Genomic DNA, 7,221 nt, shown 5'->3' with positions numbered 1-7,221 from the left:
GCACCGATTTATGTTTATCGAAGACTACGACATGTACATCGCCCGGTCACTGGTCCAGGGGGCTGACGTGTGGCTCAACACCCCCCGCCGCCCCATGGAGGCCTGCGGCACCTCGGGCATGAAAGCGGCCCTGAACGGGGTGCTCAACGTGAGCATTCTGGACGGGTGGTGGTGCGAGGGCTACAGCCCCGAGCGGGGCTGGCGAATCGGCAATGGTGAGGAGTACCAGGACCACAACTATCAGGATGCGGTGGAGAGCCAGGCCGTATACAACCTTATCGAAAACGAAGTGGCGCCGCTCTACTATGAACGCACTGTCGGAGGCACCCCCAAGGCGTGGCTCAAGATGATGAAGGCTTCCATGAAGATGGCCATGTCTCAGTTCTGCAGCCTGCGAATGGTGTCGGAATACGAAGAGCGGTTCTACCTGCCCGCCAGCCGGCGGTTCGAGGAACTGGTTTCCGATGGCGGCGCGGAAGCCCACCGGCTCAGCGATCAGCATCGGCGCTATCTGGACAAATGGGGGCAGATACATGTGTCCCCGCCGGTTCGCAGCGCCCAGGGCCCCTTCCGGGTCAACCAGTCCTTCGAGGTGACCACGCTGGTTCAGACGGGTGAACTGCACCCGGATGAGGTGAACGTGGAACTCTATTACGGCAAGATGCGCCACCTGGACCGTATCGATGCACCGCGGGTAAAGATGATGACCGTCAAGGAGGAACGCTCGGAAGGCACGTACCTTTATTGTTGCAACCTGCCGTGCACCGATTCCGGCCGCTACGGGTTTACCGTCCGGGTGACCCCCAATGCCGATGCATGGATCCGGTTCCGGCCGGAGCTGTTGACGTGGGCGTAGCGGGTTCAGAGGTTCGGCGTTCAAGGTTGATGGTTCCGTAAAAAGTCACAAGTGGTGTCACTCCCACGAAGGCGGGAGTCCATAACTGTCTGAAACTTATAGATCCCCGCCTTCGCGGGGATGACAAAAAAGAGGACATCTCGACTTTTTACGGGTTCATCAAGGTTCAGCGTTCATAGGTTCACGGTTAACGGTTCACCGTTTACGGTATACGGATTTTCTTCCGGTTGCGTTAACGACCAGCAGTCTTTCTATCATGCTCTAAAAATAAGGACCCCAGAACATGATAGCTGATAAGCTGATAAGCTGATAAGCTAATGAGCCGATATGCTGAAAGCTCAAAGCCAGTAATCGGAACCCAGAACCTCGGAACCCAGAACCCAGAACGCCGAACCCAGAACCCAGAACGCCGAACCCAGAACGCCTACCCTATAGGAGATACCGATGCCGTCGGCCAAACGGAACCCTCGGGTGCTGATCGTTACCCCGGAAGTGACCTACCTGCCCCAGCGGATGGGTAATTTTTCGCGATACCTCACGGCCAAGGCCGGCGGCCTGGCTGATGTATCGGCCGCGCTGGTCAGTGCGCTGTTCAACGAAGGCGCCGACGTTCATGTGGCCCTGCCGGACTACCGGTCCATTTTCCACGACCGGCTGGCGCCGTTTCTTGAACGAGAGCAGTGGGCCATCCGCAACGTGATGCCCGACGACCGGGTGCACCTGGCCGAGGACCGGGCCTTTTTCTACCTCAACCGGGTCTACTCGGCATACGGCGGTGAAAATACCAAACTTTCCCTGGCTTTCCAGCGCGAGGTGATCAACAACATCATTCCACGAGTGCGGCCCGACCTGATCCACTGCAACGACTGGATGACCGGGCTGCTTCCGGCCATGGCCCGGCAGATGGGCATTCCCTGCCTGTTTACCATCCACAACATCCACACGGTGAAAGCCACCCTGGCCCATATCGAGGATCGCGGCATCGATGCGGCCTACTTCTGGCAACATCTCTTTTACGAGAACTTTTCGACCGGCTACGAAGAATCCTGGGAACACAATCCGGTGGATTTTCTGGCCAGCGGGGTGTTTGCCGCCCACTTCGTCAACACCGTCAGCCCCCGGTTCCTTCAAGAGATCGTCGAGGGTCGCCACGACTTCGTGGAATGGCCGCTACGGCAGCAGTTGACCAACAAGTTCTATGCCGATTGTGCGACGGGAATCCTCAACGCACCGGATCCGTCCTTCAACCCGGAAACGGACAAGGAAATTCAGCGTACGTACAAGGCCGCGGATCACCCAACCGGCAAACGGGAGAACAAACGCCACCTGCAGAAGACGTTGGGACTGATCCAGGACGACAACGCACCGTTGTTTTTCTGGCCGTCGCGACTGGATCCGATCCAAAAGGGCTGCAAGCTGTTGAGCGAAGCCTTTTACGGCATCATCTCAAACCATTGGGACATGAACCTGCAGGTGGTTTTCGTGGCCAACGGCGAATACCAGCAGACTTTCCGTGATATTGTCAACCACCACGGGTTCCACAATCGCGTGGCGGTTTGTGATTTTAACGAGAGCCTGGAGCATCTGGCCTACGCGGCAGCCGATTTTATGCTGATGCCCTCGCTGTTCGAACCCTGCGGCCTGCCCCAGATGATCGCCCCCATCTACGGGGCGCTGCCGGTGGCACACGATACCGGCGGCATCCACGACACCATCACCCATCTCGATGTGGATCAGGGCATCGGCAACGGTTTTTTGTTCGAAAACTACGATGCCGGCGGGCTTTACTGGGCCGTGACCCAGGCCATCGATTTTTTCAAGCTGCCCAAAACGAAGAAACGCGTGCAGGTTGAACGCATCATGCAGCAGAGCGCTGCATCCTTCAATCATGCCAACACGGCGCGGCAGTATATCGATCTGTATGAGAAGATGCTGGAAAGACCTTTGATTAATGAAATGCCAAATGACAAAACTAAAATTCCAGATGAAGGATGAAAACTCGATTTTTATCTAAACTCGACAGTGTTCTGTCACCCTACAGTCTAAACACCTAAAAAGCTGAACAAATGGTTGCCATCAACACGCTCGTAGACCGCATGATCGATGCTGATCCCTACCTAAAAGCCCATCGCCAGGCCCTTTTCCGGCGGTTGGATCACATACAGGACATGCGCCGGAAAATCACCGAAGGCCGCATGGACCTTCTGGATCTGGCGTCGGGGCATGAGTACTTCGGTCTTCATCAGACCGCGGATGGGTGGACCTTCAGGGAATGGGCGCCCAACGCCACCGCGATCTATCTGGTGGGGGATTTTTCCGGCTGGAAAGAAGACTCGGATTTGGCCCTGTCCCGGCTGACCGAGGACGGCCAGTGGGAGATTCGCCTGCCGGGCGACATGCTGCGCCACGGAGATCTTTTTCGCCTGCGGGTGCACTGGCGCGGGGGGCAGGGAGACCGCATTCCGGCCTATGCCCGCCGGGTGGTGCAGGACCCGGGCACTTTCATCTTCAATGCCCAGGTATGGGCGCCGGATTCACCCTACCAGTGGCGGCTTCCGGACTTCACGCGGCCGGACCGGCCGCCGCTGGTCTACGAGAGTCACGTCGGCATGGCCCAGGATGGGGAAAAGATCGGTACGTGGCGTGAATTTACCGCGAATGTCCTGCCGCGGATCGTGGATGCGGGCTACAACACCATTCAACTGATGGCCGTCCAGGAGCATCCCTACTACGGCTCCTTCGGCTACCACGTGTCCAGCTTCTTCGCCCCGTCTTCCCGGTTCGGTCCGCCGGAGGATCTCATGGACCTGATCGATTCGGCCCACGAACAAGGGCTTGCCGTGATCATGGACCTGGTCCATTCCCACGCGGTGTCCAATACCGTGGAGGGACTGGGGCTGTTCGACGGCACGGAATACCAGTACTTCCACCAGGGCCTGCGGGGGTACCACCACGCCTGGGACAGCCGCTGTTTCGATTACGGCAAACCCCAAGTGGTTCACTTCCTGTTGTCCAACTGTCGCTACTGGCTGGACGCCTTTCACGTGGACGGATTCCGCCTCGACGGCATCACCAGCATGCTTTACACCCACCACGGCCTGGAAAAGGCGTTTTCCGGGTACGACGATTATTTTAACGACACGGTGGATGAGGACGCATTGGCCTACCTGGCCCTGGCCAACGAGGTGATTCACCGTATCCGGCCCGATGCCATGACCGTGGCCGAAGACATCAGCGGCATGCCGGGGCTGGCGCTGCCCGTTGCCGACGGGGGGGTCGGATTTGACTACCGGTTTTCCATGGGGGTTCCGGATTACTGGATCCGGTTGGTCAAGGATACGCCCGATGAAGGCTGGCCCATGGGGAAGCTTTGGTACGAATTGACCAATCGACGGCGGGAGGAGAAAACCATCAGCTATACCGAATCCCACGACCAGGCCCTGGTGGGGGACAAGACCCTGATGTTCCGCATGGCCGACGCCGCCATGTACGCCCACATGTCCGTGGACGATCCGGACCTGGTTGTGGACCGGGCCATGGCCCTGCACAAGATGATCCGTCTGGTCACCCTGGCCACGGCGGGCAGCGGCTATTTGAATTTCATGGGCAACGAATTCGGCCATCCCGACTGGATCGATTTCCCCCGGCCTGGAAACAACTGGAGTTATCAATACGCTCGGCGGCAGTGGCATCTGGCGGATGACCCCAACCTCAAATACCAGTTTCTGTCCCGGTTCGACCGCCGGATGATCGCCCTGTTCAACCGATACGAGCTGCTTTCGGGCGGAGACCCCGAACTGCTGTGGGATCATGACGGCGACAAGGTCATCGCTTTTTCACGGGGCGGATGGGTGTTTGCCTTTAACTTTCATTCGTCTCAATCGTTCTTTGGCTATGGCATTCCTGCGCCGGGCGGGTCCTATCGGATGGCGCTGGATTCGGATGGCAGGGAGTTTGGCGGCCACGGCCGGCTGACGCCTGACCAGGTTCACCACACCCTGGAGGAAAAAGGCAATCCATGGGGCTCCCGGCTATCCCTTTACCTGCCTTCCCGAACGGGAATTGTCCTGCAACCGCTGCCTGAAAAGAGAGGAGAATCATAACCCGAGGCTATCGATCCGGCCTGGGTTGGACGGTGTGCCTGGCACGTTTTTCACTCTGCGGAGATTTACGGTTCCCCCTGACCGGCAGCCGATAGATCGGTGGTCTGTCCGCTCCGCCGGTGACAGGAGGTTGGTTTGGATGTTTGGTTTCAACCGCCGATCAATCGTTTGTTGGCAGGGGTGCTGCTCGGCATCGCCGGTCTGTTTTTCAGCCTGTGCATCCGGCGGTTTGTATTTGCCTGCCGCCTGACGGGTGACCTGTCCAGCGCTCAGTGGTTCGTGCGCGCCATCCGCTGCCTGATCATCGCCCTTACCGCCGCGGCCTGGTCTGCCGGTTTTTTCTGGAACCAATCCTGGATGCTGATTATCGGACTGATCATCCTTTGCCAGGAACTCTACGAGGGTGCCATCTTAGGGGCCGCATTGCGTAGTGGGCGGAAAATTGAAAAGGGCGAAACCCCTTTATAGTCCCCATCTGCTCAAACGAAAGGAAACAGCGCTCAGGATGGATCGGATATCCAGGTGTCCAGTTTCAATTGTGTGCCGCTGATCCCCATGGAAATGAGAACTGAATTTCCGCTTAATGAATACAATACCTTTAAGGTCGAGGCTGCTGCCGCTCGGTATGTTCGGTTCGATTCGGACGACGAAATCGTCGATTTTCTCGGTCGGAATGCACTTGCCGGCCATCGTCACCTGGTCCTCGGTGCGGGCAGCAACCTGTTGTTCGTGGATGATTTTGACGGGATTGTGCTGCATCCGCTGTTAAAGGGGATCCATGTGGTTGAAGAAGACCGGCGTCACATTTGGGTTCGGGCCATGGCCGGTGAAAACTGGGATGACCTGGTGGCCTTTGCCGTGACCAACGGCTGGGGCGGCATCGAGAATCTGTCTCTCATCCCGGGGAGCGTCGGCGCCAGTGCAGTGCAGAATATCGGCGCATATGGCACCGAGGTAAAGGATGTCATCGATCGCGTCGAGGCCATTTCGATCGCAAGCCATAAAAAAGTGACCTTACTGCCGGAGGCCTGTGGCTTCGGCTATCGCGCCAGTCACTTCAAAGATCGCTGGGCCGGCGCCTTCATCATCACGGCGGTGGTCTTCAAACTCAATCGAAAGCCTGACTTCTTTCTCGATTATCCGGGCGTTAAAGCGGCCGTGGAAGACCTGGGATCGATCGATCTGCAGACCATCCGCCGAGCCATCATCTCCATTCGGCAGGATAAACTGCCTGACCCCGCCCGCATCGGCAATGCGGGCAGTTTTTTCAAAAACCCGGTGATAGACGGCAAGACCCTTGACCGCTTGTGCCAGCGGTTTCCCGATCTGCCCCATTACCCCCTGGGTGGCGACCAATTCAAGCTGGCCGCCGGCTGGATGATCGAGCGCTGCGGCTGGAAGGGCAAGTGTGTGGGAAGGGCCGCTGTTCATGACCAACAGGCCCTGGTTCTGGTGAACCTGGGCGGTGCCACCGGACGCGAGATCCTGGAACTTTCCGAACGGGTCAGCCGGGTCGTCCTCGAACGGTTCGGAATCGAACTGGAGAGAGAGGTCCTGGTTGTCTCATTATGATATGATTTTAGTCTTTTTATCCCAGGAAGGGGTGGAGTGATCGGATGATCCCGATGGAAACGCTGACCGCTTTCTTCATGGCCTCCGTGCTGCTTGGGCTGGCGCCCGGTCCAGACAACATCTTCGTATTGACGCAGTCTGCCCTGCGAGGGAAAATCGCCGGTCTCCTGGTGACACTGGGCCTGTGCACGGGTCTTGTCGTTCACACCACGGCGGTGGCTTTCGGCGTGGCAGCGGTTTTTCAGGCATCCGCCCTGGCGTTCACCGTGCTCAAGCTGGTCGGTGCCGTTTATCTGCTTTACCTGGCATGGCATGCCTTCCGTGCATCCGCGGAGCGGATATCGACCGGCCGGGAAACTCTGCCGAGTTACCCAAAGCTATACCGGCGGGGAATCATCATGAATGTCACCAACCCCAAGGTGTCGATCTTTTTTCTGGCCTTTCTACCGCAATTCGCCGACCCGAACCGCGGGTCGCTGAGCCTGCAGATGCTGCTGTTGGGCGGCGTGTTCATCGTTTCCACCATTTTGGTGTTCGGCAGTATCGCTCTGCTGGCCGGGTCCATCGGCGCTTGGCTCAACCGTTCGCCCAAGACCCAGGTGATCATGAACCGCATGGCCGGTGTCGTTTTCGTGGGGCTGGCCTTGAAGCTTGCCACGGTGAGACAGTGACACTGAGAAATGGTGGAAT

Annotated in this window: 6 protein-coding genes; all 6 read left to right on the top strand. The window is 58.0% G+C overall.

Features of this window, described 5'->3' with window-relative positions:
• Window positions 1-856, top strand: an 856-nt coding sequence (gene glgP / locus ABYV26_RS02155) for an alpha-glucan family phosphorylase (RefSeq protein ID WP_372677730.1), incomplete at its 5' end; no start/stop codon positions are given.
• 444 nt (window positions 857-1,300) lie between these two features.
• Window positions 1,301-2,851 (top strand): glycogen synthase, encoded by a 1,551-nt coding sequence (locus ABYV26_RS02150; protein ID WP_372677728.1) that lies wholly within the window; start codon window positions 1,301-1,303, stop codon window positions 2,849-2,851.
• Window positions 2,852-2,922: 71 nt separating this feature from the next.
• Window positions 2,923-4,959 (top strand): alpha amylase C-terminal domain-containing protein, encoded by a 2,037-nt coding sequence (locus ABYV26_RS02145; protein WP_372677726.1) that lies wholly within the window; start codon window positions 2,923-2,925, stop codon window positions 4,957-4,959.
• A gap of 135 nt (window positions 4,960-5,094) precedes the next feature.
• Window positions 5,095-5,427, top strand: coding sequence for a hypothetical protein (locus ABYV26_RS02140; RefSeq protein WP_372677724.1), 333 nt, complete (start codon window positions 5,095-5,097; stop codon window positions 5,425-5,427).
• 54 nt (window positions 5,428-5,481) lie between these two features.
• On the top strand, window positions 5,482-6,531 hold the full coding sequence (gene murB / locus ABYV26_RS02135) for a UDP-N-acetylmuramate dehydrogenase (protein ID WP_372677722.1): 1,050 nt from the start codon (window positions 5,482-5,484) through the stop codon (window positions 6,529-6,531).
• A gap of 44 nt (window positions 6,532-6,575) precedes the next feature.
• Entirely contained in the window at window positions 6,576-7,202 is a 627-nt protein-coding gene (locus tag ABYV26_RS02130; protein ID WP_372677720.1) for a LysE family translocator, read from the top strand.
• Window positions 7,203-7,221 lie beyond the last annotated feature (19 nt).

Source organism: Desulfosarcina sp., assembly GCF_041551955.1.
In the GTDB taxonomy this organism is placed as follows: domain Bacteria; phylum Desulfobacterota; class Desulfobacteria; order Desulfobacterales; family Desulfosarcinaceae; genus Desulfosarcina.
Note: the sequence above shows the minus strand (reverse complement) of the source record. Positions and strands in the feature narration are given on the sequence as shown.